This window comes from Pantoea sp. JZ2, from assembly GCF_035191405.1.
Classification (GTDB): domain Bacteria; phylum Pseudomonadota; class Gammaproteobacteria; order Enterobacterales; family Enterobacteriaceae; genus Pantoea; species Pantoea stewartii.
In genome coordinates this window covers 26,832-53,538 of sequence record NZ_CP045249.1, presented here as the reverse complement: position 1 = coordinate 53,538, position 26,707 = coordinate 26,832, and the positions used below count along the sequence as shown (strand labels likewise).

General features: G+C 50.1%; 28 protein-coding genes and 1 pseudogene. 12 read left to right on the top strand and 17 right to left on the bottom strand.

Annotation, left to right across the window (positions count from 1 at the left end):
* Positions 1-467: 467 nt before the first annotated feature.
* Both GC087_RS24060 and GC087_RS24055 read left to right on the top strand, forming a co-directional pair.
* Complete coding sequence (locus tag GC087_RS24060) at positions 468-1,691, top strand: MASE1 domain-containing protein (RefSeq protein WP_324030776.1); 1,224 nt, start codon at positions 468-470, stop codon at positions 1,689-1,691.
* 29 nt (positions 1,692-1,720) lie between these two features.
* The gene (locus GC087_RS24055; RefSeq protein WP_324030775.1) at positions 1,721-3,013 is read left to right on the top strand and encodes an MFS transporter; all 1,293 of its coding nucleotides are present in this window, start codon (positions 1,721-1,723) and stop codon (positions 3,011-3,013) included.
* 50 nt (positions 3,014-3,063) lie between these two features.
* On the opposite strand, the gene GC087_RS24050 is transcribed toward GC087_RS24055, so the two are convergent.
* Positions 3,064-4,200, bottom strand: a complete 1,137-nt coding sequence (locus GC087_RS24050) for an MFS transporter (protein WP_205957586.1) — start codon at positions 4,198-4,200, stop codon at positions 3,064-3,066.
* 886 nt (positions 4,201-5,086) lie between these two features.
* Here GC087_RS24050 and GC087_RS24045 point away from each other — a divergent pair.
* Positions 5,087-5,443, top strand: coding sequence for a hypothetical protein (locus GC087_RS24045; protein ID WP_166504050.1), 357 nt, complete (start codon positions 5,087-5,089; stop codon positions 5,441-5,443).
* Between the two features lie 1,201 nt (positions 5,444-6,644).
* On the opposite strand, the gene GC087_RS24040 is transcribed toward GC087_RS24045, so the two are convergent.
* On the bottom strand, positions 6,645-7,634 hold the full coding sequence (locus tag GC087_RS24040) for a ParB family protein (RefSeq protein WP_324030774.1): 990 nt from the start codon (positions 7,632-7,634) through the stop codon (positions 6,645-6,647).
* Positions 7,631-8,839: an AAA family ATPase gene (locus GC087_RS24035; protein ID WP_064352199.1), complete on the bottom strand. Its 1,209-nt coding sequence runs from the start codon at positions 8,837-8,839 to the stop codon at positions 7,631-7,633. Before GC087_RS24035 ends, GC087_RS24040 begins: the two co-directional genes overlap by 4 nt.
* A 371-nt stretch (positions 8,840-9,210) precedes the next feature.
* Here GC087_RS24035 and GC087_RS24030 point away from each other — a divergent pair.
* Both GC087_RS24030 and GC087_RS24025 read left to right on the top strand, forming a co-directional pair.
* A protein-coding gene (locus GC087_RS24030) for an IS3 family transposase (protein WP_205957588.1) occupies positions 9,211-10,331 on the top strand; the annotation gives its coding sequence in 2 pieces (ribosomal slippage) (positions 9,211-9,469 and positions 9,469-10,331; 1,122 coding nt in all).
* Between the two features lie 388 nt (positions 10,332-10,719).
* Entirely contained in the window at positions 10,720-11,160 is a 441-nt protein-coding gene (locus tag GC087_RS24025) for a bifunctional diaminohydroxyphosphoribosylaminopyrimidine deaminase/5-amino-6-(5-phosphoribosylamino)uracil reductase RibD (protein ID WP_110268035.1), read from the top strand.
* Positions 11,161-11,446: 286 nt separating this feature from the next.
* Here the strand turns inward: GC087_RS24025 and GC087_RS24020 are convergent, their stop codons facing one another.
* Both GC087_RS24020 and GC087_RS24015 read right to left on the bottom strand, forming a co-directional pair.
* Entirely contained in the window at positions 11,447-11,677 is a 231-nt protein-coding gene (locus tag GC087_RS24020; protein ID WP_205954681.1) for a YubE family protein, read from the bottom strand.
* Between the two features lie 34 nt (positions 11,678-11,711).
* Positions 11,712-12,356 (bottom strand): DNA methyltransferase, encoded by a 645-nt coding sequence (locus tag GC087_RS24015; protein WP_088900889.1) that lies wholly within the window; start codon positions 12,354-12,356, stop codon positions 11,712-11,714.
* A 168-nt stretch (positions 12,357-12,524) separates the two neighbouring features.
* On the opposite strand from GC087_RS24015, the gene GC087_RS24010 reads away from it, so the two are divergent.
* Positions 12,525-12,695 carry a hypothetical protein gene (locus GC087_RS24010; RefSeq protein WP_205954682.1) on the top strand — a complete coding sequence of 57 codons (171 nt, stop codon included), beginning with the start codon at positions 12,525-12,527 and terminating at the stop codon, positions 12,693-12,695.
* On the opposite strand, the gene GC087_RS24005 is transcribed toward GC087_RS24010, so the two are convergent.
* Both GC087_RS24005 and GC087_RS24000 read right to left on the bottom strand, forming a co-directional pair.
* Positions 12,683-13,021 carry a hypothetical protein gene (locus tag GC087_RS24005; RefSeq protein WP_205954683.1) on the bottom strand — a complete coding sequence of 113 codons (339 nt, stop codon included), beginning with the start codon at positions 13,019-13,021 and terminating at the stop codon, positions 12,683-12,685. The genes GC087_RS24010 and GC087_RS24005 overlap by 13 nt on opposite strands.
* Positions 13,018-13,224, bottom strand: a complete 207-nt coding sequence (locus GC087_RS24000; RefSeq protein ID WP_205954727.1) for a hypothetical protein — start codon at positions 13,222-13,224, stop codon at positions 13,018-13,020. Before GC087_RS24000 ends, GC087_RS24005 begins: the two co-directional genes overlap by 4 nt.
* Before the next feature lie 688 nt (positions 13,225-13,912).
* Here GC087_RS24000 and GC087_RS23995 point away from each other — a divergent pair.
* Positions 13,913-14,095: a hypothetical protein gene (locus tag GC087_RS23995; protein ID WP_226374879.1), complete on the top strand. Its 183-nt coding sequence runs from the start codon at positions 13,913-13,915 to the stop codon at positions 14,093-14,095.
* Between the two features lie 338 nt (positions 14,096-14,433).
* Here the strand turns inward: GC087_RS23995 and GC087_RS23990 are convergent, their stop codons facing one another.
* Entirely contained in the window at positions 14,434-14,676 is a 243-nt protein-coding gene (locus GC087_RS23990; protein ID WP_205954684.1) for an XRE family transcriptional regulator, read from the bottom strand.
* 424 nt (positions 14,677-15,100) lie between these two features.
* Here GC087_RS23990 and umuD point away from each other — a divergent pair, with 424 nt between their 5' ends.
* The gene (umuD, locus tag GC087_RS23985; protein WP_205954685.1) at positions 15,101-15,550 is read left to right on the top strand and encodes a translesion error-prone DNA polymerase V autoproteolytic subunit; all 450 of its coding nucleotides are present in this window, start codon (positions 15,101-15,103) and stop codon (positions 15,548-15,550) included.
* Positions 15,551-15,558: 8 nt separating this feature from the next.
* Positions 15,559-16,833, top strand: coding sequence for a translesion error-prone DNA polymerase V subunit UmuC (umuC, locus tag GC087_RS23980; protein ID WP_205957594.1), 1,275 nt, complete (start codon positions 15,559-15,561; stop codon positions 16,831-16,833).
* Between the two features lie 32 nt (positions 16,834-16,865).
* On the opposite strand, the gene GC087_RS23975 is transcribed toward umuC, so the two are convergent.
* From GC087_RS23975 to GC087_RS23955, 5 genes are all read right to left on the bottom strand, one after another.
* Positions 16,866-17,594: a hypothetical protein gene (locus GC087_RS23975; RefSeq protein ID WP_205954686.1), complete on the bottom strand. Its 729-nt coding sequence runs from the start codon at positions 17,592-17,594 to the stop codon at positions 16,866-16,868.
* Positions 17,595-17,671: 77 nt separating this feature from the next.
* Entirely contained in the window at positions 17,672-17,914 is a 243-nt protein-coding gene (locus GC087_RS23970) for a hypothetical protein (RefSeq protein ID WP_205954687.1), read from the bottom strand.
* Between the two features lie 276 nt (positions 17,915-18,190).
* Positions 18,191-18,460: a ribbon-helix-helix domain-containing protein gene (locus tag GC087_RS23965; RefSeq protein WP_205954688.1), complete on the bottom strand. Its 270-nt coding sequence runs from the start codon at positions 18,458-18,460 to the stop codon at positions 18,191-18,193.
* A 43-nt stretch (positions 18,461-18,503) separates the two neighbouring features.
* Positions 18,504-19,160, bottom strand: a complete 657-nt coding sequence (locus tag GC087_RS23960) for an AAA family ATPase (protein WP_028722244.1) — start codon at positions 19,158-19,160, stop codon at positions 18,504-18,506.
* Between the two features lie 255 nt (positions 19,161-19,415).
* A complete protein-coding gene (locus tag GC087_RS23955) occupies positions 19,416-20,102 on the bottom strand; it encodes an NYN domain-containing protein (RefSeq protein WP_109707139.1) in 687 nt (228 codons plus the stop codon).
* A gap of 730 nt (positions 20,103-20,832) precedes the next feature.
* Here GC087_RS23955 and GC087_RS23950 point away from each other — a divergent pair.
* Positions 20,833-21,378 (top strand): P-loop NTPase family protein, encoded by a 546-nt coding sequence (locus GC087_RS23950; RefSeq protein ID WP_205949911.1) that lies wholly within the window; start codon positions 20,833-20,835, stop codon positions 21,376-21,378.
* Positions 21,379-21,702: 324 nt separating this feature from the next.
* Here the strand turns inward: GC087_RS23950 and GC087_RS23945 are convergent, their stop codons facing one another.
* The 3 genes and pseudogenes from GC087_RS23945 to GC087_RS25890 all read right to left on the bottom strand — a co-directional run.
* Positions 21,703-22,470, bottom strand: a complete 768-nt coding sequence (locus tag GC087_RS23945; protein WP_205954689.1) for a site-specific integrase — start codon at positions 22,468-22,470, stop codon at positions 21,703-21,705.
* Between the two features lie 23 nt (positions 22,471-22,493).
* Positions 22,494-22,949 (bottom strand): hypothetical protein, encoded by a 456-nt coding sequence (locus tag GC087_RS23940; RefSeq protein ID WP_324030773.1) that lies wholly within the window; start codon positions 22,947-22,949, stop codon positions 22,494-22,496.
* Between the two features lie 285 nt (positions 22,950-23,234).
* Positions 23,235-23,345 (bottom strand): annotated as a pseudogene (locus tag GC087_RS25890) (hypothetical protein); the annotation flags it as partial.
* 812 nt (positions 23,346-24,157) lie between these two features.
* On the opposite strand from GC087_RS25890, the gene vapB reads away from it, so the two are divergent.
* On the top strand, positions 24,158-24,388 hold the full coding sequence (gene vapB / locus GC087_RS23930) for a type II toxin-antitoxin system VapB family antitoxin (RefSeq protein ID WP_172912747.1): 231 nt from the start codon (positions 24,158-24,160) through the stop codon (positions 24,386-24,388).
* Positions 24,385-24,801: a type II toxin-antitoxin system VapC family toxin gene (locus tag GC087_RS23925; RefSeq protein WP_205954691.1), complete on the top strand. Its 417-nt coding sequence runs from the start codon at positions 24,385-24,387 to the stop codon at positions 24,799-24,801. Before vapB ends, GC087_RS23925 begins: the two co-directional genes overlap by 4 nt.
* 110 nt (positions 24,802-24,911) lie before the next feature.
* Here GC087_RS23925 and GC087_RS23920 read toward each other — a convergent pair whose 3' ends face one another.
* Positions 24,912-26,483, bottom strand: coding sequence for an AAA family ATPase (locus GC087_RS23920; RefSeq protein ID WP_205954692.1), 1,572 nt, complete (start codon positions 26,481-26,483; stop codon positions 24,912-24,914).
* Between the last annotated feature and the right edge of the window lie 224 nt (positions 26,484-26,707).

Below are 26,707 nucleotides of genomic sequence, written 5' to 3'. Positions count from 1 at the left end.
ATTATTGGCCACAAGTTGCGTCTTACACTAGCAGAATAATAGTAATAACCTTTTGACTCTTCTGATACGGCATTTACTATACAGCGGTTACGCGATTAGACGGGCATTTTCTCCTCAAATGGCTAGCTGTGCCTCGCAAAGGGTAACATCATCGCTCCTGCACACTTTCTCTTGGTATAAAATGTGCATTAGAAATGACTACATTCAGCCGAAACCGCAACCATTAGCCGGCCTTCCATTTCGCATAGGATGCTGATGCTCTGGTAATCGCTTATGGCTTGTCAACCAACAGAAAATAAGTTTGAGAATGCTAAAAGAGTTTCTAATATTGGTTTAAGAAGATAATTATGATAAAGTTTTACTTAAGAACCCTTTTCGCATGCCAATCCGAAAACTTGTTTTCACTCAGGATATATTATAAGTCTATGCTAAAATCTTTCCCAGCGGGAATGTCCAATTTTATAGTAATGACGATTTGGGCAGTCGTTTATTATCTGTCTGGGGTGCTGTCGCTGCGATTTGACGATCCTCAGTTGCACATATCTGTCGTATGGTTTCCTGCTGGCGTCGCCACTGCGGCGTTTTTGAATTCGCGCTGGCGACTTTGGCCAGCACTTTGTGTTCTGTTTGTTGTGCTTGATGTGATTCTGGATAAACCTTCGTTCAGCAGGCTGCCGACCGAGACGTTTTACGCCATTCTTGATCTGCCTTCTTCGCTGATAATTGCGTGGATAGTGAAACGTTTTTCCCGGCACGGTGATGATTTAAATATTATCATGTTGTGGTTCGCCTCAACCATTATCATCAGCTTTCTGGATGCCGTGCTTTTCGGTATCGGACTCTCATTAGCAGGAAAAAACAGCTTTTCCGATCTGTTCTGGACCGGTTTTATTGCTGATATGACCGGCATTTTCCTGGCCACCACCGTTATTATGGGCTTTGCTAACAGCCGCCTTTCCACAGCCGTTCAGATTTCCATCAAAACACTTCTGTCAGGCTTAACGCTGCTCGCCGCGCTCGTGGCGCTGTCGTTGTGGATATTCAGTGGCGGTGTTAAAGAATTTAGTATCGCCAATACGATCACCCACGATGAAAGCCTGATTTTCGCTTTCAGTTGCCTCCCGATTATTCTTGCCGCTTTTTTAACGCTCTTCTGGGGCAATCGTGGTGGATCGATAGCATTATTAACATTGTCAGGTTGCGTTATCTATTATGCCGATAAGGGCGTGGGGCCGTTCTTTCTCAGGGGATTACATACCGGCGAACCCCTGCTCCTTGTGCAGTGCTATTTATGCGCCAGTGCGTTGCTGCTGGTCTTTTTACGGGTGGTGACGCGAAATATTTACCGCTTCAATTCAGAAACCGACGCGCGGCTCAATTTACAGGCCATTTATCAGCTAAACCTGACAGAGGGCACGCTCTGCTGGGAAAACCTTTCTGGTGAACTTGCTGCGCTTCCCCGCGGGATTCTTGAAAAGAAAGAGGCAATACTGGCGCAATTGCATCCAGAGGATAAACAGCGCCTCGCCGGACACTGGCAGGCCATTCCACGTCAGCAGACGCTTCCTGCGATTCAATTCAGATTGCAATACGGAAATGGGCAATGGCTGCACGTTACCGATAGCGGAGCCCTGATGTTCGAGCGTCAGGGATCCCTGTTCATACTGGGTAACTGGTCGGTTTCCACCTGACTTTTCAGCGCATTTAGGAGAGGGACAGATTGATACAGATAGCCATGTTGCTACTGGGTACGGCATATATTAAGCGAAATGCCCGATACCTTTCGGTTGCCGCAACACTGTGGTTTATCACAGGTATATTACTTTTCATCGATGGTCTTGACCTTCACTCGTACTTCCCATTACAGATCTTTGGCTATATTCTGCTGCTGGAAAGCATGCTTACACTTTGTGTTGCGACCAGCGCTGTCGGAACAAAAAAGAGCATTCTTTTTTTCAAAGGCGGCATATTTTTATTCGTATCACTGATTATCATCGTTAATCAGGAATACAGTAATGTCCTGCTGGCTGTCATTTTTGGTTTTACTTTTTTTATCATCGGCTTCTTCACCAGCTTTTCCTCTTTTATTGTGCGCTTTCCCCGCTGGAAGCTGACGCTTATTTATGGTCTGGGATTAATTTCCTTTTCGTTCTTCCTGCTCAGTCACCATGATGCGACTGTATCATTCTTTATTGGTTTTCAGATGATCACCAGTGGGTTAAGTACCCTTGGCATCGCCAGGAAGGCGATGCGGATGAAAAGAGGTACGTCTATTTTTCAGCTGATTCAACCCGGCGACGTACTGCTGAGTAGCTCCCCTTTGATCCAGGAACAGGAACTGACCGCCCCCCATCCGGTGCCGACGTCTGCTGCAGCGCGCGCACTGATTGTGCACGTATGGACGCCCGAAGAAACCACCGAAGCCAGGCCTGTTTCGCGCCCTGTCATTAACCGTTATATCGCCGCCGTGGACGAAAATGGTGTTATCTCAACCGGCCACGCGGCGCTTGAAGTGGCTGATTATCTTTACATCAGCCTTTATCCTGCCGAGGAGATTGATCGGTCTCCTTCGGAGTTTTTGCGCACACTTAAGGCCACCCGTGATAATGATGTGGCAGGGCGCTTTCTGCCAGACTACGCCACAGAATCCTCAGAATGGTGCCATTCCGTACGTCAAATCGTGTTTAAAAAATTCAGCCTGCGGAAACTGAACCACTTCTGGGAATCTTATCGCCGCAATAACACCTACAACCTGACTTATCGTAACTGCTCAAGTAGTGTTGCCTATGCTCTTGAAGCCGCCCTGGATGGTGCGCTGGCACATGAGCGAAAACTGAGCGACCTGCTGGTGCCGGAGCTATGGATCGCTGCGCAGGTGCGTAAACGCGCGCAGATCATGGCCTGGACGCCCGGCCTGGTAATGGATTACAGCCGGGCACTGAATGCGCTGGTGCATCCCGTTCCTCGTCCCTGGTATCACCGTCTGCCATGGCGCCGTGCCCTGGAAAAATAACCTGCCAGCCCTGTCCGCAAATCGTTCAGGACAGAGGCGGTAACGGCTTATCAGGCTCGTCCGGGGCCATGAAGACGCAGATCCACTGCGGCCATTAAACAGAAGAGGCCGCAGAGCGCACCGACCATCAGCGGCAAGCCATTCTGCGTTGCTGACATGACAAGGCCACACAGCAGCGGCCCCAGTAGAGCCCCTGCGCCCCATGCCACCGAGGCGGCGGCATATACGCCTGCGAGCTCTGCTCCGCTGAACGTCGCGCCTGCCCAGGTTATTGCGACGGTGTAGATCCCCACGAACAGCCCACCCCAAACAAAGAGGATGAGATAAGCCACAACCGGCCAGGATAATAACCATGGCCAGATGGCCGCACCTACTGTGGACAACAGCGCCAGTATGACGATGAGTCGTCGGCGGTCAACGCTGTCAGCAATCATGCCAACCACAGGCTGTAAGAGAATGGCCCCCAACATCAGAACCGAAATTAATCCAACGGCATGTTGTCGGCTCCAGCCATGAGACTCGGCATAAAGCGGTAAAAAATTAAGTCCGGCCACTTCGACGGCAGCATTTAACCCCGTAGCAACGATCATTAAAAAGGCGATACGGATGCTTTTCAGAAAGCCAATAGCGTGGCTGGTTGACGGGTGATGCCGCGCCATGCCCAGCAGCTTAACCAGCATCAACGCAAGGAGAACAATGGCCGTGCCGGTAAAGAAAGGAAAATTGCTCTGGCTTGCGCTGAGGGTCAGTATTAACGGGCCACAGGCAAATCCTGTTGAGATGCCGGCGGTGTACCATGCCATAGTTCTCGCTCTTGCCTGCTCAACGGTCGCGTCATTGATCCAGGTTTCTGTGAGCACCATTATAATCTCACTGAAAATGCCCAAAGCAAGCCGGAGTCCGAACCAGTACAAAAAAGGCAGACAGGTAAAAAGCAACATAATGACGGCCACGGCGGCAAGCGAGGTACTCAACAGCAGCCTTGGACGGAAGCGCTGAAAGAGACGAGGAATAAAAGGTGCGACAGCAAAAACGCCGATAGCCTGCATCGCGGCATTAAATCCGATATAGCTTTCGCTGAAGCCATTGTCCTGCAATCGTGTGGCGATCAACGGTGCGCTAAGGCCGTAAGTCAGGCCAAAGATTGCCACACAAATAACGACACTCACGAGTTCTTTGTTCTTCATTATGCATCCACCCCAGCCACTGCATCTTTTGAGAAAATCAAATCTTGTAGCCTTTTCGAGGTTAAAGCCTTCCTCGGTAAATTATTGATAGTTTGAATTATTATGAGACCTTATTGGCATGAGTATAAAAATCTTACACTGCTTTGGAAAGGACTGGCGACTTCCTTTTTTCTTCACGTGGATGCAACGAAAGTTTCTTTGTAATAAACTTTGTCTTAGATTTGCCCGGCAGCACCAGCTACGTCAGATGCTTATAGTTTATCGCTGCATTCGGAATTTCATTTTTCATGCGACTTCAATTCAGGTATGAGTTGCTCTAGACTCAAAATGCTACTACAACTATATCATTTTCAAATGTTGGGCATGACATGGTATTCACTCTTTTTTAGGACGTAAGCCATTTAACTCCGGAGAGCTCGATGCCGCCACACCTCTTACACTTAATGTAAAATAGTCTCTTAAACAGAGTGCCTTTGAAACATTACCCTGCCCAAACAACAGTATATAATCTAGAAAACCAATGATGTGCTGTTGGTAAGATTAACTATTCTATACTGGAATATTCTCATATTGTTTATTAGGGAATTGCACTAATCATGAGCTATCGATCACCGGGGCGGAGGCCAAGCGCTATACATCTTAGCGGCTGTTATGAGTACCATAGGTAAAAATTTTTAGATATTTGTTAAAAAATGATTCAGGCTAAATTTTATAAAAGGTATTTGAAGATACTTAAGTGGACTGTACATTAAGATGTCTCTCCCCCCCTTCTAACTTAAATGATAAGTTAAATGCTTCGTATACCATCTACTCACTGGAGATGATAACATCTACATTTGATAACATATTTGGTTTAGAATAAAAAAAATTTTTTGGAGGGGTTATTTTGAAGAAAAATTGGTTATGGGTAGTATTTACAATGTTTGTTCTCATCCCCTATTTCTATGACAAATATTATAAAGCACCCGATAACACTCCGCACCTAGTAAATAATTTTGAAACCAACTGCAATCGTTCCATTTGCCCTCCGGGAACATCGGTACGGATAAAGGGGAAAGTTTCAGGAAACTTAGAAATATCTACTTCTGAAAATAAGAAATACTCGGCTGAAAATCTATCAGGTATTACTTTTTTCGTTATGGAGCAAGATGCAGAATCAAATGCAAAGATAGCTAAACTGCAGGCACCAGGTGGAGCTATTTATTTTATACCATGGGATTTATTGAATAAAAAAATTAACTAACAATAAAAGACTATCAGATGTGAATGAATACGCAAATTAATGAATCATAAGATAATTTTAGGTTTTCTTTTTGATTCCATAACATTTTAATAACGCTTGCATTAACGAGATTATGAAACTGTTTATTTTATTGTTCTCAGTATTATTGTATTTGATATTTATATTCACCATCCTTCCAAATTATAAGTTTCTAAGAGAGGGAAAAATAGCGATTTGGAAAATTCAATATCTTGCGATAATTATACCGATAATAATCTTTTGGTACTTAATGTGGCAAGTTTGAGTAAAAATACCACTCTAATTTTATAAAATGTTTATTAAACTCTTAATAGTTTAATTAATTGCTTGCTTGCTTGTTTGCTTGTTTGCTTTGATATTTTCTTCTTAAGAATTTAGTGTTATTAATTTTTAAAGACATCAAATATCGAATCAATTAACTATCTTTAAAGCTTTCCGCAATCATCCAAGGCAATAAAATATAGTGGTGCCTTAATAGCGAAAATATCAATACTGATAGCCGCCTATAGTCTTTTGCTATTGGCGTTTCTGACAGTTACTGAGTCTAGATGGAATGCGCGTCAACAATAAGCTGGTATACCGCATTGAAATCTTTATGGACTATTAGTGAAGCGCAGGCAAGTCCATAAGCTTTTACGTGCGAATCTACGTCAGCCCCTTAGTCCGAATGTACCATATCTTTATTGTCGATGAATTTTATCTTGTATGAACATCTTAGCCTCCGCAGAATTTAGTGCATGAAGTGTTTGTGCTCGAGAAGCGTCTTGATATCACCTCTCTTTTTGGTAATTCATATGTTCAGGCCGTGTTTATTCGGGATAGTATTGCGCTGTTCGTGGATATCCGGCGTCAATAAGAACCGATTAAGGACTGTAAGAGTTCTAACCGACGATTGAGAGATGAATGCCTGAAAAAGCAATGGCTCCTCGATATTGTTCAAACCAGTAAAATTATAATCTTCCCCCTAAGCATTATTTTTAGCCCTAATATTTATTGGAAAACTTGCCAACATAGATACAAGCTGTTTGCCGACTCAAATTTTTCAATTTAATCGGGAATTTCAGCTTGAAATAAACATAATTTATAATTTAAAATCAATAACTTAATGGATTATTTTTGCGGGTAGTATTAACCTACCCTTTAATTATAAAACTTCTTTAGAGTCACATTTTTATCAGACAAATCATTGGTCGTTTAAAGATTTAGTAACCATTCTATCGATAATGCTCCGGACTGCGGCATCAATCTCAACCTGACAGGCAGCTGAAAGACGGGAAAATTCGTAAGTGACAAGACGTTTATCAGCATCAGTTTTTTTTCGGGCGAACTGCTTTTTATCAGTAAACTCCGCCAGCTTTTCAGTAACGATTTTTTTGCTGCCCGCAGCTTTGCGGGGTCCTTCGCTTTCAGCACGAAAATAGCTGATTATCCGGTTCTTATAAGCGGGCTCGGCAATATTATGAGAAGGATCCTCTTCCATCCGGCTGCGGACGCAATCAGCTAAGGCATTAGTGGCGATAAGTCTTGCCCGAGCTTTATCCGTCACCTCCAGCAGAGCCCGGTAGTCACTGATGGAAAGCTCGCTGACAGATGGGAAAACCGCGATGATTTCGTCAGGCACCGCGGCAGCCTGAAAAGCCCGGGTTACCTTGGCGGCAGACAGCCCTTCTGCAGCGGCTATATCTGACTGATTCATGTCTTCCGGATACATCAGCCTGAGGCGTTTTCCGAGTTCACGCAGTGTATGCTCTTTTGCTGTCTGTATGTCCACGGCCAGTTGTCTGGCATCAGAGAGAGATAAGGCATCACGCGTCACCAGCACCTCAAATGCGGTTCCGTTGTAAATGCATGCGGCACGACGTCGTGAACCATCCAGTATCTCAGTTCGACCATTGACCTCACGTCCGATGGCAGGAAAGAACTGCTGGAGCCGTATGGTCCGGGAAATATCACTGACTGATTCGCGTGTCAGAAATGCCTGGTCACGGCCGTTTACCGTGGCATCAACGAACGTCTGCGTTTCGATGTCGTCATGCAGTATCTTGGTCAGGACAAATCTGGCCTGAGCTCCTGACTTGAGAGTAAATACCCGCTCGCTGTCTGACTCGTTCATCTTTTTTGAAAAACTGGAATTACCCAGTTGACGACCCAGCTTGACCATTTCCTTTTTCATTTCACACCTCTGATGAATTCAATCCTTTTAAACACGGCCTGAGTGAAACGCTCCGCCTCACGCTTCGCTTTCTTGAGCGCCTCGGCGCTTCCAGGATAAGAACTGGGATCGGCACTCACAATGGTGTCGAAGCTTTCGCCGCAGCGTTCAAACCCGTCAAGCCTGGGCAATGTCGCGTCGAGAATGTAAGAGGTAAAAACATCACGGGCGAGGCCGTGTGTCATTTCATGATCGCGCTTCGAGGTCATTTTCGACATGAAGCCAATATTTCCCTTTATCCGCGGCGTGATACCCTCTTCCTCAAGCTGCTCAATCATCTCAGGGAGCCGCGTAAGGTACTTAAGGGTAGAATGAAAATCGACCTGTGCAGGCGGTGTGGGCGTGAGCAGCAAGTCGCTCGCGGCAAGTGCATTCAACATAAAGGCATCAAGGTGAGGACCAGTATCAATAAAGATAAAATCGTAATCAGAACCGACACGATCAATAATCGTCCGGCGTAAAACTTCAGAGGGAAGCCTGTCAGGCAAATGCTCTTTGACGAGATCATTCCATTGGCTTGCGATAAAACCATCGTCAATAGACGCAGGAATAACATCAACACCGGGGATTATGGTGGATTTAATGATGTCCTCTCTGAGCTGGTCAGCATCCAGATCGTTAAGCATTGCCTGTGCAGCTGTTTCCATTATGGACCCAATACTGTTTTCCTGACTGAGAAACATGGTACTTGAGGCTTGGGGATCAAGATCAATAACCAGAATACGAAGATCGTACTGAAGAAGATCCTGATGAACCCGGAGGCCATGCGCCAGAGTCACCGTACTGACGGTTTTCGATACCCCGCCTTTCAGGTTCACAACAAAAATAACAAAAGGCCCATCCCCCGCGTGCACTTCACGATATTTTGGCACTTTACGGTGAGCATAGATATCGACAACGTCCTGGATGGTCAGGGCGTAATGCCGGGTGTTACCGGCATCTTTTTTGCCAAAGACATGCCCCTGCGATTCCATTTCTTCAATAGCTTGCTCAACGGCACGGCGGCTGAGTTTAGGAAGGTTAGCTACGGAATTGCGCGTGAACGTCTGATAGTACTGATCAAGGCCGAACTCGTTTCTTCTGACTGAAATATCGTCGCTCATGCTGCGCAGCATCGCGCTCGCTCTGCGGGCCGTCTCGTCCACGCCACCGTAATGACTTTTCATTTAACCGTTCCGTTGTCAATTTTGAAACTGATTGTACATCTGAAAAACGTCAGATCAACTTATTTCGTAAAATCATAAAAATGTTGTACAAACGTAAAATATGCCAACTGACAGTTTTCTTTAGTCTGTCATTCAAAAGTCATCCAGGTATGGCGAAAATTTAGACAGCTTTCATCCAATGAATGTGAGCTGACAAGCACCTACCCTGACTTAATTATTATTTATCTTATTGATTTTAAAAATTTTTATAATTTTATTTCAGATTGAAATTCCCATATGTATTGTCTGCGAGGCTCAGTTTGACCTGCTCCCCGTTGATTAATACACCGCGATGTCAGTAATGTCTTCATAAGCCACATGAGGACATCCCCATGAAGAAGCGTTTTTCCGACGAACAGATCATCAGTATTCTCCGCGAGGCTGAAGCCGGCGTTTCTGCCCGGGAACTCTGCCGTAAGCACGCCATTTCCGACGCCACGTTTTATACCTGGCGTAAGAAGTATGGCGGCATGGAGGTGCCTGAGGTTAAGCGCCTGAAGTCACTTGAGGAAGAGAATGCCAGACTCAGGAAGCTGCTCGCCGAAGCCATGCTGGATAAGGAGGCACTTCAGGTGGCTCTGGGGCGAAAGTACTGACGACAGACCAGAAGCGGGAAGCTGTTGAGTTTATGTGTGATGCGACCGGTCTGTCGCAACGTCGTGCCTGCAGGCTTAAAGGTTTGTCTCTGTCGACCTGCCGCTATGAGGCTCAGCGCCCGGCGGCTGATGCGCATTTATCAGGGCGCATCACTGAGCTGGCACTGGAGCGCAGGCGTTTTGGCTACCGCCGCATATGGCAGTTACTGCGCCGTGAAGGGCTTCTGGTTAATCACAAGCGCGTGTACCGCCTTTATCATCTGAACGGGCTGGGCGTTAAACGCAGACGTCGTCGTAAAGGGCTTGCAACAGAACGTCTGCCGCTGCTCCGCCCGGCGGCGCCCAACATGACCTGGTCGATGGATTTCGTCATGGATGCGCTGGCTACTGGTCGCAGGATCAAGTGCTTTACCTGCGTCGATGACTTCACAAAGGAATGCCTGACGGTCACTGTTGCCTTCGGGATTTCAGGCGTGCAGGTCACGCGTATTCTGGACAGCATTGCGCTGTTTCGCGGCTATCCGGCTACGATAAGAACCGATCAGGGCCCGGAGTTTACCTGCCGCGCGCTCGATCAGTGGGCCTTTGAGCATGGAGTGGAGCTGCGACTTATCCAGCCCGGCAAGCCGACACAGAACGGATTTATTGAGAGTTTTAACGGACGCTTTCGCGATGAATGCCTGAATGAAAACTGGTTCAGCGACGTCAGTCATGCCAGGAAAACCATCAGCGAATGGCGTCAGGATTATAACGAATGTCGTCCGCACTCCACGCTGAATTATCAGACGCCGTCTGAATTTGCAGCGAGCTGGAGAAAGGGTAATTCTGAGAGTGAAGGATCCGACATTACTAACTGAGTTTTGTATTTAATCCGGGGGGCAGGTCAACTGTCCTATAAAGATAATGGAGTCCCCACATCAGAGTCAGATGTTCAGGGGCGTAGCCATCTGCACCAGATACCGGGACAATTATTCTATTTAATGATGTTAATATATTACTGCGGATAAATGATTGTGCATATACCTGGATATATAGACAGCTTTTAACCTGCTCCCCTTTGAATCACACTGAATGCTGTTAGCTATGTCCGCCTAGTGCCAGAAGCGGAAGTGACGAAGGATCAGTACAAGTCAATCAACGAAAGATTGGTCATCGCTTTTTAGTGATTAATCTAAATAATGGACATTTATGCCGGATGATTACAAATCGTAAGTCTATGATTAACTTATTGGGACATAAAAGTAGATGAGCCAAAATTTAGAATTCATGCTCTTAGCGCTTGAAAAATCACGTCAAGCGCTCCCAGGCTGCAGACCAAATCCACCCGTAGGGTGCGTGATTGTCCATAAAGGACAGGTGGTTTCCTACGGCTTCACTCAACATCCAGGTCATCATCACGCAGAGATAGACGCCATTTCAAAACTAGCGGTTCCAATAGGTGAATGTGAAATCTTTGTCACACTGGAACCCTGCTCCTTTCAAGGAAGAACCCCCTCATGTGCTTTGACACTTGCTGAGCTAAAACCACGCCATGTTTATGTAGCCATTGAAGACCCGCATCCTAGAAACAGTGGTGAAGGACTCAGAATTTTAAAAAATGCAGGGGTCAGCTTTACGCTAGGAATTGGAAAACGAGAAGTAGAGAAGTTTCTATCGCCTTATCTGGTGAAATCCCAGGCAGTGTGAATACAACAAAACTGTTCTGGCCATAAAATTTACGTCCGCTTTTCGCTCAAAGCAGACCCTCTCTGATTGATTGTGCTAAATCAACAAAACCTATCAGCTTAAGTCTGAGCTGATTCACCTCCATGCAAGTGTCAACACGGTCAATATGCGACGCTTACCAACGTCCTTGTTCCCGTTTGTCCACAGCACGGTGAATAAACCGGCCGGAACCCTGTGGATAAAAGCACAGCGGCGGCAGTATCCGCGAAGTAGAAAGGAGTGGTCACTAAATGACCACTCCGGCATCTTAATTCATGTGGCTGCGCATCAGGGCGGCGCGCCGGTAAAGCTCAAGGAGCTGCAAATCCATGTCCTCAATCAGGACGCCCGCCATTTTCTGCGCCGGCGAGGCGCCGCGGTACAGGTTGCGCTTTATCATGTCCCGCAGCCGCAGGTGAAACTCGTAAAGCGATTCCTCCAGGTCGTTCACGTCGTCGGTGAGCCGGGTCAGTTCTGCATTCAGGGTCTGGTCTGTCATGGTGCTGTCCTTCTGGTCGGGTTAAGGGGAAATATCAGGCGGCCCGGGCGGCGCGCAGTTCGCCGATGCGCTTAAGACCGGCTGCGTGGTACTGCTCCAGCAGTTCGATCCCAATCCAGCGCCGGCCGCACTGGTCCGCGGCGACGCAGGTCGAACCGCTTCCCGCGAAAGGGTCCAGAACCAGGTCGCCGGGCTTCGTGAAGGACTCGATAAGCGGCCGCAGCACACTCACCGGCTTTTCGGTCGGGTGGTGGCGGTTGCCCGTGTACTGCCAGGGGATGACGTCGGGCAGCGGGTTTGCCGGCAGCGGCGGACGGCCTTTGGCCAGCACGTAGGCATTTTCGTGCTGATACCCGACAAAGGCCGATTTCGAGGCGTAGGATTTGGTGAAAACGAGGTGCCCGACGACGCGGAAGCCCGCCGCCTTCCAGGCCTGCATGAAGACGTCAATGCGGTTCCAGCCGTAGAAGCTCACCGCCAGGCTGTTGTTTTTCAGCACCCGGAACATCTGCCGGCTCGCCGGCAGCACCCACTCGTCGTTAACGTCGCCCGCAATCGAACGGCCGGACCGGTCCTTAAAGCCGACGAGGTATGGCGGGTCGGTCAGGATGAAATCAATACTCGCATCCGGAAAGCCAGACATGATCTGTACGCTGTCGCCACGCATGAATCGGGACATAACTTTGCTCCTCACTGTCAGAGGGCACCCCTGTGGTGCCGTGACCGCCACACAGCCGGGCGACCGGCTGAGCAGACAAGGGCGGGCGCGAAGCCGCACGCGCCGCCGGAGCGGACTGAATGTGCCGCGCACGGCGGGGAACGGGTGAGCAGCCCGGCGAAGCTTCGCTTGTCTGAGAAGCAGCCCGGCTACCGTGAGGGCACGGCACGTTGCCGTCGCCGGTTTCCGGCCAGCGGACGGGAAGCGGCAGTAAAGCGGAGCGGAGCGACTTACTTATGGCTTTCTGAAGGCGATGCCGCCGGTCGGGGCGGCATCGGGGTGAAAGGTCAGGGCCGGTAATCTTCCCACCGGCAGTCGCTGCGGTCACAGATGACGGGCGCATCCGGCGTCCCGCTCACCCCCCACTCATCGAGGAACCGCAGGCCGGTCAGGGTGTCGGCCTCCCGTTCATCAAGCAGGACGATGCTTTTGAGCCAGACGCTGCCCCGATCAAACTGCCAGTAACAGCCCTGCGAGCAGACGGGCCGCTCCGGTGGCCACCAGTTTTCACCCATCCGCTCGCACGCCGCCTCCGCCAGCCGGAAGTCGCTTCCCCTGAGCAGCATGTGATACTCGTGCGAGGTGCTGCCCACCTCTTCCTGCCAGCTGACAAGCCAGGTATTCATACGTCACCACCCTGTTTCATTTCGCCGATGGCCCATTCCAGATGCCGCCAGTTGAACCCCTGCCCTTCTGCCCGCGCGTAGAGAGGACGCACCTCTCCCTCCATACGCGCCCGCACCTTACTCACGTTCTCCGCCAGGCCGGTCACACGCAGCCTGTTTGCACACCAGTTCGGCATGATTTGCTCCTCAGTCAGTGGTTGCACGGCCTCACCTGCGCCGTGCCGCCACAGCAGCCGGGCGAAAAGCGGAGCAGTCAGGGGCGGACGCGCAAGCCGCATGCGCCGCCGGAGCGGACTGAATGTCCCGCGCGCGGCGGAGAACGGGTGAGCGAGCGAGCGCCAGCGGCACTTGACTGCGCAGCGGCCCGGCTAACGTGAAGGCACGGTGCTGGCCCTGAAAAAAGAGAAAGAGAGAGAAATGCATCAGAGGGAAACGGTGAAGTCCGGCGTCAGGCGAAGCCGCCACGCCGGTGAAAAGCGGAGCGCGGCGACGGCCTTCAGGCTTCAGACGAAAAGAAGCCGCCAGACGGTGGTCTGCTTTGAGCTGAAACAGCGGGGGCAATCCGGGACCGCAAAGCGGTGACGGCAGCGGGGTCGTTAAGCCTCCGGTGAGACTGGCTTTGATGCAGAGGACGTCTGAAGGCTGCCAGTGACGTCACGCTTATGTCACGTCCGGCATGGTAATATTCTGATGCTACACACACTATCAATGATGAACTGCGCGCCTCAGCGCACTTACCCGGCCTGACTCCACCTGTGGCCGGGTTCTTTTTTTGCACCCTCGCGCCCGTCAGACCCTGCCCCGCTGGAGTTCAGGCGTGGTCAGCGCCAGCGGCAGCACCTTCTGCCTGTCTTGTCTCAGTCCGGTTCTGGCCAGTACTGGCTGCTGCCGGTGAGTCACGTACTGCAGGCCCTGCTTTCACTCGCGGTGCTCTCCGGACTGACGTTCATCCTGAAAGAGAAGCACACCATTCCGGGAGTCGTGCCCGGGGGCGTGGCTTTTGCCATTTTTCTGGCGCACTTCATTCTGAGCGCAATATTTGCCGTGCGCTTTTCGTCGGTGATTTTTTTCTGAATACCTGCAGGCCTTCAACTGAGATGAAATTAAAAAACCGCCCGGTACCGGGCGGCTGAACAATCAGGCATTCAGAAGGTTGCTTAACTTGCGGAACCCTCAGCCTGGCCGCCCGGGAGCATACCTGCAAGCGTAAGCGGTAACCTTTTTGCTTAAACGGGTGAAACTCTCTCCTGTCCGGACACTGATTATGCTGAGGATTCACGCCCGGTCACACACGGAATTGTTTTGCTTACAACAATACTGCTGAACGCGGCCAGGCTTGCTGCTGCACACAGACGTGTCAGTCTGAAGATGGTATTTTTTTGATTTACTTAGCCCGGCACGCCGGGCCCTTTTTATCTGTGATGACTGAGCATTCTCCGTTCAGACATGGCCTGGCGGACCAGCCAGAAGCCGGGTGAGTAGAACGCACGCCCCAGCTTTTCCGCCACGGCCGGCGTCACGACCAGTATGTCGCGCAGAATAAGGCTGACCTCACTCTCCCGCAGACCGGAACGCCGGCAGAGCCCGTCCGTGTTCATGCCGTATTCGGCCAGCAGAGACGCCAGAAAACGGCCCACTGAATCCTGCTCTTCCATCTGGCTTTCCTTCAGCCGTAAATTTCACCTGAGCATAAAATAAGCACCCCGCCCGTTCAACGTTTACACAGTCCGGTAATTCTGCCCTTAAAACGTGAGGTGGCCACGCTCGCCGCAGGCCAGGCTGAGGCGTACCGCAGCGGAGCGAGGAACGAACAGCCGGGACGAGGAAGCGTCATTTCACTTATGTCAGCAACGACTGCTTACGCGCGCTCCTGAATGAAACTGCCTGACAAAAAAATAATTAGTCTGCTCAGTAAGATAGGCATCCCTTTAACAGAGTACCGTTTCGTTCCTCTTGCCATGCGTCTCCGGCCCAATAATACTGTTTTTATATACAGTGTTATTTAGGGAGGAAATTAACCATGCCAGATTCATTCACTGCCGCACCCGCTTCAGGCCATGCAGTCCGGAGAGCGGTACCATGAAAGCGACATCTTCTCAGGGCGGACTGACGCTATTCAGGCCTGCCGATATCCGTCCCGTGATGCGCATCCCGCTGTTTGTGGAGCGCTGCGCCGCCGGCTTCCCCTCCCCTGCCACCGACTATGTCGAAAGCGAACTGGACCTGAACGAACTCTGCATCACCCACCGGGCCGCCACGTTTTTCGTGCGCGCCAGCGGCAGCAGCATGGAAGACCTGGGCCTGTACGACGGCGACGTGATGGTCGTCGACCGCGCGAAAACAGCCACGCACGGTGACATCGTCATTGCGGAGGTCGGCGGGGAATTCACCGTCAAGCGCCTGCAGCTGCACCCACAGATTGCCCTGCGGCCCATGAATCCGGCCTATCCGGTGATTTATCCGGAGGAGCTGCACCTGCTGGGCGTGGTCACCTGGTTCTTCCACAATACCGAGGCGCGCCGGAGGTAACCATGCCGATGTTTGGTCTGGCTGACGTCAACAGCTTTTATGCGTCCTGTGAGGCCCTTTTCCGGCCTGACTTGCGGGGAAAACCCGTTGTGGTCCTTTCGAACAACGATGGCTGCGTCATTGCCCGTAGCAAAGCTGCCCGCGCCCTGGGCATAAAAATGGGGGTGCCGTGGTTTCAGTTAAAAGCGCTGGATTTCCCCGAAAAGGTGCATATTTTCAGCTCAAACTACGCCCTTTATCATTCGTTATCGGTCAGGACCATGTCAACTCTTGAGGAAATGGTCCCCCGCGCAGAACAGTACTCAATCGATGAATGTTTCCTCGACCTGACCGGCATTGATGGTTGCGAAGACTTTGAGCACTTTGGGCACCGGCTGCGTGCCCACGTTCTGGCCAGAACCGGACTGACGATTGGCGCCGGCATCGGCCCGACCAAAACGCTGGCCAAATCAGCGCAGTGGGCCTCGAAAGAGTGGCCACAGTTCAGAGGCGTACTGGCGCTGACGCCCGGAAACCCTAAGCGGACCGAGGCGCTGCTGATGCGCCAGCCGGTCGAGGAAATCTGGGGGGTAGGCCGGCGCATCGGCAAAAAGCTGAACCTGCTCGGCATCACTAACGCGCTCGAGCTGGCACGCACGCACCCCGCCTTCATCCGGAAGAACTTTTCGGTGGTGCTGGAAAGGACGGTGCGCGAGCTGAACGGTGAGGCGTGCATACCGCTTGAGGAGATGCCGCCGGCAAAGCAGCAGATTGTCTGCAGCCGCAGTTTCGGTTCACGCATTACCACCAAAGTGGCCATGCAGCAGGCACTTTGCCAGTACGCCACGCGCGCCGCGGAGAAGCTGCGGGGCGAACGCCAGTACTGCCGGCACATCAGCGTGTTTGTCCGGACCTCGCCCCATGCGGTCGGCGAGACGTTCTACGGCAACACGGCCGGGGAAAAACTTACCCTGCCCACCCAGGACACGCGGGACATCATCGGCGTGGCCATGCGCGCGCTGGACCGCATCTGGCTGGATGGCCACCGGTACATGAAGGCCGGCGTCATGCTTGATGACTTCACGCCTCATGGCGTCAGCCAGCTTAACCTGTTTGACGACAACCGGCCGCGGGCAAACAGCGCGCAGCTGATGCAGGTGCTGGACGGCATCAACCAGTCAGGTCTGGGGCGGGTATGGTTTGCGGGTCAGGGAATTGATACCGAGTGGAAGATGAAGCGGGACATGCTGTCACCGGCGTGGACCACGCGCTGGAGCGATATACCGGTTGCCCGGGTAATCTGAACCAGCGCCCTCAACGGGTGACAGTGCGAATGTCATTCAGCCTGTCTGTCATCCGGACTGAACCGGTGGGCTTCGTATTTTGAATGCAGCTCATCAATCAACACAATCCTGTCGCCTGTGGGAGAGACGACATGAAGATTTTCGTCAGTTGCGCCGCGTAAGTCTTCCATGCCCTGAACCACAGAGGCCACTGTCATGACTGACGGGAAGCGTAAAAACGGATCATTATTCCCCTTCACTACGGGTGCAGCGGGAAAGAAAATGGATGCCGTAGGCTCGCCGAGGATCTCGCGGATGCGTGACAGCTTATCGTCCGTCAGCGAGGCCGCAAATGCCCGTTGTCTTTCACCGCTCAGCCCGTTCACGCTGATCGTGACTTCCACCCGGTTGGCCGGTTTGGCCGGGCGCAATTTAGACAGGTCGCGCAGGTCTTCCTGCAGCGTCTTGTCCGTCAGTTCGACGTTCATCAATTTGCCTGCTTCAAACCCGAGCCGGTATTCCACCCAGTAAATCAGTTTTTGATTGCACTCTTTAACTGACGTGTAGATATCAACTGTGCCCGTATGCGGCACAGGCACTGCCGCCGCCTCCCCTGCCCCGGCATCACTGACATTTCTGTAAAGCTGCGCGTTAAAGATACTGTATTCGGCCATGCCGTATTCCATATCCAGGTCTTTGGTCTGGAAATACTGGCCGTTGTGGCTGCGGTCAAACTCTTCGTGGGTGATATTAACCGGCCGGATATCGCTGAAGCTGCCCATGGTACCTGCCTTAATGGTTACGTTTAAGTATGCGGTGACGTTAAGCGCTTATTTTTGCAAATCGGTTACTGAGAGATTCAGGGTTTTTGTTTGTTTTTTTTCCACGTTTCGCTGGCCAGAAAAGCGGAGCGTGTCCCCACAGCCGCCCACAGCAACTGCAGAACGACAGAGACGATGACACCGGGGTGCTCCCAGAACAGCAGCGGAACGATAAACAGCATACTGATCAGGAAGCCCCACTCCCCTGCACTTTTCCTGTCTTTGCCGGTGAGTTTTCTAAACCCCATGAATCCTGAGATCAGCAATAAAATTCTATTCATAAGATCCTCAACGTGATTCGCTTCAGATTAACATCACCCTTAATCTTAATCAGTCATCCAGTACTGCAATCTACAATCAAATAAATATTATTTTAATATTAAAAAAAACCATATTAATATTAAAATGAGAGGAGCGCAGATCTTTCTGGTACACAGGCCAGATACAAATCGAACGATTAGCCTGAAAAAACACTGTAACCAATTCCATCCAAAAGGATATTAATTTAATATTAAAATATTATCACTTCACAATTAAACAGATTTAATTCAGTGTGACTAACCACCTACCTGAGCGCCCTTATCAAGTAACTGACGAACAGCCATTCGTATCAGGGCAGCACGTGACAACCCTTCGTGTAAAGCCAACTCATCGAGCTGGGTAAGTATCGCACTGTCGAAGGTTACGGTAATTTGTTCACGCTGGCCTTTTTTGACGCCCCGCTTTTCAGATTTGTTGCCATCTGGCGCTTTGTTGATAAATTCATCAATCTGAGCCTGTTCCGCTGAAGTCCCGCCAGGCGCTTTAGGTTTAGGTGTAATCGCCATAGATGTCCTTTCAATATCTATTTAATATTAAAACAACATCATATCAATCTGGAAATACGATTGAAATAAGTTTTTCCAGTTCTGCTTTAGCTGGCCGTTCATGGGGCTTCAGTTTCATCTCAACAACTGAGCGGCCACTTCCTGCAGCATTTGCAAAGGCTTTCCTTGTAAAGAGAATGTGCTCAAGCACAGGAAGGTCAGCAGCATATTCAGACATGGCTTCATGCATTTCCTGATTGTCTTTGGTACGCGGATTAACATCGGCTCTGTTGAGAATTGAAAATGCCGGAAAATCATCACGAATACTTCTGGCATCCCTGAGCATGTTTACGACATCCTCCATCGCCCATGCTTCAAAGCTTCCAGGGACGAAAGGAACAAGCAGATAGTCAGTGAGTGTCAGCGCAGCCCTCATTGCAGTAGAATCGCGGCCACCACATTCAATGATCACATCATCGTAATTATCTTTTTGCTGTAAAACCTGCGTCCTCAATACAGGCCCATCAGGATAGTGTGAACAGGCAATTCCGGGCTGAATATCTGCTTCTGAACGAATCAAAATAGCAGTTTGCGAAGACCCCTGTTTGTCACCGTCTACCAGCCAGACTTTCTTGCCCTGCATGGCCCGGGCAACTGCAAGGTTGACAGCAAGAGTAGATTTACCGACACCACCCTTTGTATTAGCAATAGTTAAAATCATATCCTTACAACTCCATTTTAATATTAAAATAATATCATTAAGATATGCAAATGATGTAGCAATGTTAGACTATTGCAGATACAAAAACAATCGAAATCACATCATAAAAACATCATTTTAATATTAAAACAATATCACTTTGATATGGTTACTTTCAGTATGATAGAGGGGAAGGGGGGTGCACGGGGACTGATAGTCCCCGTGCACATAAGTAATTAAACGAGCGAAACCAGTTAGTTACTAAGATAGGTGAAACTACCAATAGTTAGGTTTATCAGCAGGTTTTTTGTTAGTAGGAACGCGAGGTGGAAACTGATGAGACTGAAGTTCTTCAGTCTTTACGTTACGTCTTATCCAGTGGCTGTAATTTTTGAGTGACCCCGGAACTCCGCGATCAATTCCTTCTCTGTGGGGTAAGATTATGCCGACAGTGACTTCTGGAAAATCATCCTTTATAGCTTTTAGGGCTGGCGTCATATCAGTGTCAGCTGAAACCAGAACGATCTGCTGAACCGCTTGATCAATGTTGTTTCTATGCTGAAGGGAGAGAAGACGATACATAGCAATTGCTATACTTACATCTGTTTCTTTCTCTTCTAAATCCCAAATGTCTACTTTGTTTAGCCGTGAAGGTGGTTCGCCTGGAGTATACGATGGTGCTCTTCCATGCTCGAGGCGGTGTCTCCCTAAATGGACAGCTACTCCATTAGCTTTGAGAGCTCGAATGTATGTATCTTGAGCTTCTTTGGATGCAACGCCCCTGGTTGCTAGAGCGGGTAGGACTGGTGAAGTGAAATAGTTGACCTGATCGGTGAACGACTCAGGGTTTTGGATATTTGTGATGTAAGCCAACAAGGCAGGTAGATTAAGCCATTTATGAGGCGTCCCTGCTAGCAACCCGTAAAAAAGATTATACCCGTCAACGAAATAAGCTGTTCGCACGAATTCTCGTCCTTCAGAAACGAAAAAACCGGCTCAAGGCCGGTTTTTTCACCCTAACGGCCAGAGAACTTAATCTCTGCGTTCAGGGTTGAGTAGTAGATTCATAGTACGAAGCTTTGACGGATACGTCAACCCTTTAATCAAAGTCAAACTTTGGACGTAGCATTAGACGAAGCACTAAAATTTCGAATGAACCTAAGGGGTAAGTTTGAATCGTTTTAGATGCATTTTTCTTGTGCAAGATTAAATTGCTCACTATCAATTAATGCAAACATAAATTGCAATGCACTCTTAACCTGAAGTTATTATTTCCAGACTAACAACCTCAGTAGCTGGCCAAATAACCACAGTATAATTATGGTTAATTACAAAATCAGCCAATTAGAATAGCCAATAAATATATAGCCAATTTAAGCCGCTAACTGCTATTATTGGCCTGTAAAAACCAACAGGCCCTTTTAAGTATACCTCCTGAATCTTCCCCCCTGGCACCATTCACGACAGTACTATGACATTTTGCAGGCTGGGCCTCCGGGCAGGATAACTGCAGCCTTTATTTAGGGGTAAATACGCTTTCTTTACTCAGCTTATAAACCACAATTCATCCCTGACGTTTCCGGTCAGCCTCAGCCGCTCAGGCCCCGTTTGCCAGTGTCTCAGGAGAGGGCAGATAAGATAGATATGTTAAGATAGCCGGGTTTACATGGGACACGAGTGATCGGGGTGATTTATGGATATATCAGTGTCACTGGAAGAACTCGGCCATCGCATCTGTATTTTGGGCCCCTCCAACAGCGGTAAATCCACGCTGGCCAGCGCGATAGCAGCCAAAACATCTCTGCCTTTAATCCATCTGGACCAGCTCCATCACCAGCCGGGTACAAAATGGATCCCCAGAAAATCAGAAGATTTTCATCGATTACATGCCGAAGCCGTGAACACGGAAAAATGGGTGATGGATGGTAATTACACGAAGTGCTTACAACAGCGACTTGCGCGTGCCACCGGGCTGATACTGCTGGATGTTTCGATGCCTCTGGCACTGCTGCGATATATAAAGCGGTGCTATTCGTCGAGTCCCAGAATCGGTGGTCTTTATACTGGAAAGGACAGCGTGACCTGGGAAATGCTCAAATACATCACGCTGACTGCGCCTAAAAACCAGCTCCGTCACAGAGAGCTTTTCTGCAACAGCACTCTTCCCAAAGTGATGCTGAAGTCATCCCGTGATATCAGTGCCTGCTGTCAGCAATGGGGGCTGGAATTACTCCGCTGAAAGTAATACACAGCAGTACGCCTCGTCTTTTGCAGGCCCCCGGTTAAAACGATGTAAGTACACGGCAGCAACAGTACACCATTTCTGTGCTTCACCGGCATCCGGTGACTTTTTACGCCGGCCGTGGTATTTCATGTTGAGCCGGACGGTGCGTGACATTTTCCCCCGGGACGTTGTTCTGCAACTGCGCCGTCCGGTCACTTCCAGTGAATCCCGTGCGGGACGACTTTCACTGGATTAGAATTTTACTCGGCAGCCTTTTCTGCACAGCGTACCGAAACTACCGCGCAGAGAAGCACATCCTGAGACGCGGGGTATTGGCTGTCAGGTTTTTTTAAGAATAGCCACTGCGTCGGTTCCGGGCATGTGAAACTGCACCCGGTGACGTGCCGCCACGTCCAGCGCAAACACCTTCGTGTACACCTCCGTTGACTTCAGGCTCTTGTGGCCCATCAGGCTCTGCAGCGCCTTCAGCGGAATACCCGCGTAAAGCATGTGCATGGCGTAGCTGTGCCGGAAGGTGTGCGGCGTCACCGGGACCGAGAACGTCACACCGTCGGCTGCAGCGGCCGCTACTGCTTCGTTGATCCAGGTTCTGACGGTGCGGTCGGTTACCGTCCACAGTCGCACCTTTTCCGTACGGCCGGTCTCGGGATTGCGCCGCTCAACCGGAATGCGAAGCGTGGCCACCATCATCTCCAGCTGGGCGATGTACTGCGGATCGGACAGCGGAACCAGCCGGTGCGGCACCACGCCGGACGGCGCGCGACCGGGGCCGCGGGTGGCTTTCTCACCGCGCTGCTTGAGCGTGGCCAGCTGCACAAACGGATGAGGCGGCGTCAGGGTGAAGTCGGCCCGCGTCAGGGCCAGCGCCTCGTTGATGCGCGCGCCTGTGTTCCACATGGTTGTCAGCAGCATCTTCCGGTGTAGGTCCGGCACATAGTGCAGAAGGGCGCTGACCTCCGGCGCCAGCAGGTATTTGGGTAAGTCGTCAATCAGCGCAGCCATCTGTCGCAGCGCCAGCGCCGCCGGGTAATCGATAGCTACCGGCAGTTGCGCTGGCGGCGAATCAAAGTTAACTAGCTGTGTCATACCTTTTCCTGTCGGCAAACAATTCATTCATCAAGAGCCCAGGGCGAAGGAAGATCGCAGAGAGTCCTGAGTTCCTCAATGATACGGTCACACTCACTGACCACCTCCTTATATAAATGAGAGGCACTGTCATCAAATTCGTCAGGCCCTAGATGTTCAAACACCTCGCTCAGTTCTGCCTCGTTCAGCCGCCGGGTGAATGCGAGTTTGTGAATTCTTAGCTGAAGCAGCCCACTTAATACGGTCCAGTCGCCTTTCACAACGCTGAAATCGGGCACATCCGGACGGCTGCGGATATGCTCGTCTTTGACCGGTGATTTAGAATATGCATGGCAAATCTCCCGGTAACTCGCGAGCATTATGATTAGCTGGCTACCAATAAACACTCTTTCTGATGCTAACTTTAGCTTTGCAGCCGCTTTTTCGCGTTTCACCGTAAACAGGTGCGTGAGCCACTGACTGCCGAGTGCACCGCCCATACCTGCAAGCGCCGTGACCACAGGTACCCAGGATGACACGTCGCCGCTCATCGCACAGACTCCCATGCATGTGCCGGCCGAAGCGGTTCACAAGCCCAGTGCTTACCGACATACTGTTCTTCACCAGTGATCACGAACGTACCCTCATCAGATTCAAACGGCTTCATGTATTTTCCTTATTCTTCCTTCACACCCGGTACGCGGTGGCCAGCTTAAGGGCCTGCGTCACAAATCCTTGATGCACCGTCTGCAGGTACTAGCTCTAGATCGGCATCTCCGGCTCCGTCAGCCCGGTTCTGTCATGTAACGGGCCGGCTCAAACGGCCAGCGCCTGTCGTCCTGCGAGTACACTTCTATCCATGTCAGGGTCCCCCGCTCAAAGTACAGCCGGTAACCCGCACGGCCGGTGAGGGTAAACGCGCCGTCAAACCCGGTGTCCGCAAATCCTCCCACGTCCGTCTGCCATTTGAGCAGACGCCCGTCAGCGGAGATCTGATAGCCGGCGCACTCGCCTTCAAGCTCAATGGTCTGGTAGTCCGGACCGGTCTCACCGTCCGGCATCCGTTAGCGGAACGTCACCGTGTCGAACATGCCCATGCTTACTCCTTACTGTGATGAACTGTCACCACCTGGTAATCTCACTAACGGCATCATCACTGTGCTGGCCTTCACTAATGGTGATATTAAGGTTTCTTAATATCACCCTGTAAAACATTACCCTGCTTAACATCATGTAATCATCTGTTAGCCTGCGTATATTCCCGCCCAGCAATTGCCGGAAGCTTGTTTTCACCGGATCCGACTTTTTCCTTATCGGGCAGTAACCGGAAGGGTAGCACGGCGGCGGGGCGGGCGGAAGCGGGGTTTTCCGGTCGGGTTTCCGCTGACGCATCCCCTATGTTGTGTCAGATGCAGCCAAGGTAGCCACAACATGTGGTGTGCTGCGCAGAAAACCGCCACCGAAGAGGCGAAGATCCGGTTTCACCTTTTTTCGGATCTCAGCGGAAAAAGAGAGAACAGTGTATAGGTTTTACATATCCATATGTCAGGCATCTGCATAGGTGTGGCATACGCATATACTCATCATCTGCATATGTTATATATATACATATGTACAACATCTGCCTATACTGGACATATGCCCGCATCCGGTGCAAAAACCTCACATCAGATATGCCGCGCATATCCCAAATATTCGGGAGTTAATTATGAGAACCGTATCTATTTTCAAAAATGGCAATAATCGCGCCATCCGCCTTCCCCGCGATCTGGATTTTGAGGGGGTGAGCGAGCTGGAGATCGTCCGGGAAGGAGACAGCATCATCCTGCGCCCCGTCCGGCCGACCTGGGGCTCATTTCTGGAGCTCGAAAAAGCCGATCCGGACTTTATGGCAGAGCGAGAGGACGTTGTCACTGACGAAGGACGATTTGACCTGTGAACAAAACGTATATGCTGGACACCTGTATCTGCTCGTTCATCATGCGCGAGCAACCGGAAGCCGTACTGAAGCGCCTGGAGCAGGCGGTGTTGCGCAGCCACCGCATCGTGGTCTCGGCCATTACTTATTCTGAAATGCGCTTCGGCGCCACCGGCCCGAAGGCCTCGCCGCGTCACGTGCAGCTGGTCGAGGAGTTCTGCGCCAGGCTCGATGCCGTCCTGCCCTGGGACCGTGCCGCGGTGGACGCCACCACTGAGATTAAGGTCGCGCTGCGTCTGGCCGGGACGCCGATTGGGCCGAATGACACAGCGATTGCCGGGCACGCCATTGCGGCCGGCGCCCTGCTGGTGACGAATAATACACGGGAGTTTGAGCGGGTACCGGGCCTGACTTTGGAAGACTGGGTGAAGTAAGCCCCTCTCTTGAGGGTAATATCCTGAATGACCCGGCAGGTTATCTCGGCGTGCCGGGTATTTTGTCTTTAAGGGTGTAGAGCCTGTCAAACTCCGTGACCTGCACACCCTCATCCTAGTTCGGCAGCCCGGTCAATAATTTCCTGACGAAACGCTAAAACATAGTTACCCCAAGCCGGGGAATATTTACTGATATAGCTCAGGACGGTATGCTCTATGTTAGTTTTTCGCGCCAAATGATTGAGCCTGTCATAGTAATCATGCCAGTCAACAAGCCCGTTAATTGACATGGAAAACTGCCTTAGCTTGAGGTATTCAGCAGACTCTTCCGCCGAAATTAATGCAGGATCAATCGACTCGAACCAGCATTTATGATTATATTCCGGCGATCCTTTTTGGGTAAGCACCTGAAGGCTAAACTCAAACATCCTGCCCAATACATCACGGCGTTGTTGTTTTTTTACACTATCCGTCCCTGTCAGGCACTTCTGTATGATTTTCAGTTTTTCCTGTACTGTACGATGCACATCACCGTCTAGCAGGCACATAACCTTCCCAAGGTCTTTGCCGGAAAGCAAAAGCCCTGCAAGTACAACTGCAGAGTTTTCCGAAGCACCGAAAATTTGAACATCGACCTTATCAGTCAACGCCTCTCGTTCCAGAAGCACATTGATAGCCGTCCGTGCTAGTTCATCTTCAACAAAAACACTGACCATTTCGGGCTGAATGTCGGTCAACTGACGCAGCGCATCAGCTGATACTCCAGGAAAGGCTTGAATCCCTGTGCCCATATTAAAAATACTAACAATATTGATCGTTCTCTTAAAATGAACGATGGATTCTCGATGTGTTGAAAAAACGATTTCAAGAAGAGAATTCTCTGCTATTTCGATTAATTCACTAACAAGTTTTTTAAAGGCCTTCTCATGGAGAAGGACATCAAGCTCGTCAATCAGAAGAAGTCCATTTGGGAGAATGGAAGGATCATGCGCGGCTTTAAGCACTTCAAATACACGCTTTTCTCCCGCCCCCATAGTATGCTCAGTATAGGAGATTCCATTTTTTGTAAACTTATAAAAAGTGAATCCTTTCTGCGTGGTACAGATCATCAAATCAGAGTAATTGGCCTCCAGAACACGACACATTGAATCCAGTATTTTTTGTTTGAGCTGTGCGGGGCCAAACACTTGGCTTGCATATTTCGCATGACGGGACGCAGCGAGGTCATCTGATAACGTTCCGAGCGTCTGTAGCCCGAGATATAAGGACTCCTTGACGGGCCGACGTGCATATACAGGCTGCCAGCGGCTAACTTTAGAATATAGCTGGGTAAATGTGTCATTAGGTGGCAGTGTGGGAACAAACATAATCCTGTTCCCCTGATTGCTAAGAGTTCCTGCCAAAAAAGATGCTGTAAAGCCACTGTCACGCCAGTTATTATCATCGTGAGGAGTAAAGAAATCAGAAAATCGGTTGTTTTCTTTAGAGGTTGCGTTATGCGGTTTATAGCAGCAGGCAAGAGCATGGATGATCGTCGACTTCCCAGAGCCGTTCATGCCCATGATGGCAGTGACTTTTTTATCAGCCGGAAATGTTATAGTACAATCAGAAATACCTTTTAGGCTCTGAATATGTATTTCCTTCAAGCGTAATTGCGCTGGGATATTTTGCCTAGCAGACATTCTGAACGATTCCTTCGTATGTTAACAGACAGATTAAACTTAAGCAGATTACACCATTTTATGAAAAAATTCCGACATCCAAATGAAAGGTCCTAGTTCGGTTGCATTGGTTGATCAGAATTTCACTCAATTTGCATCTGCGGGGTTTAACAGAGATGAACTAAAGGAATTCATTCAGTTTAAGGGACTGGATGAACCAAGACTTCCCCATCAGGCGCGCCATT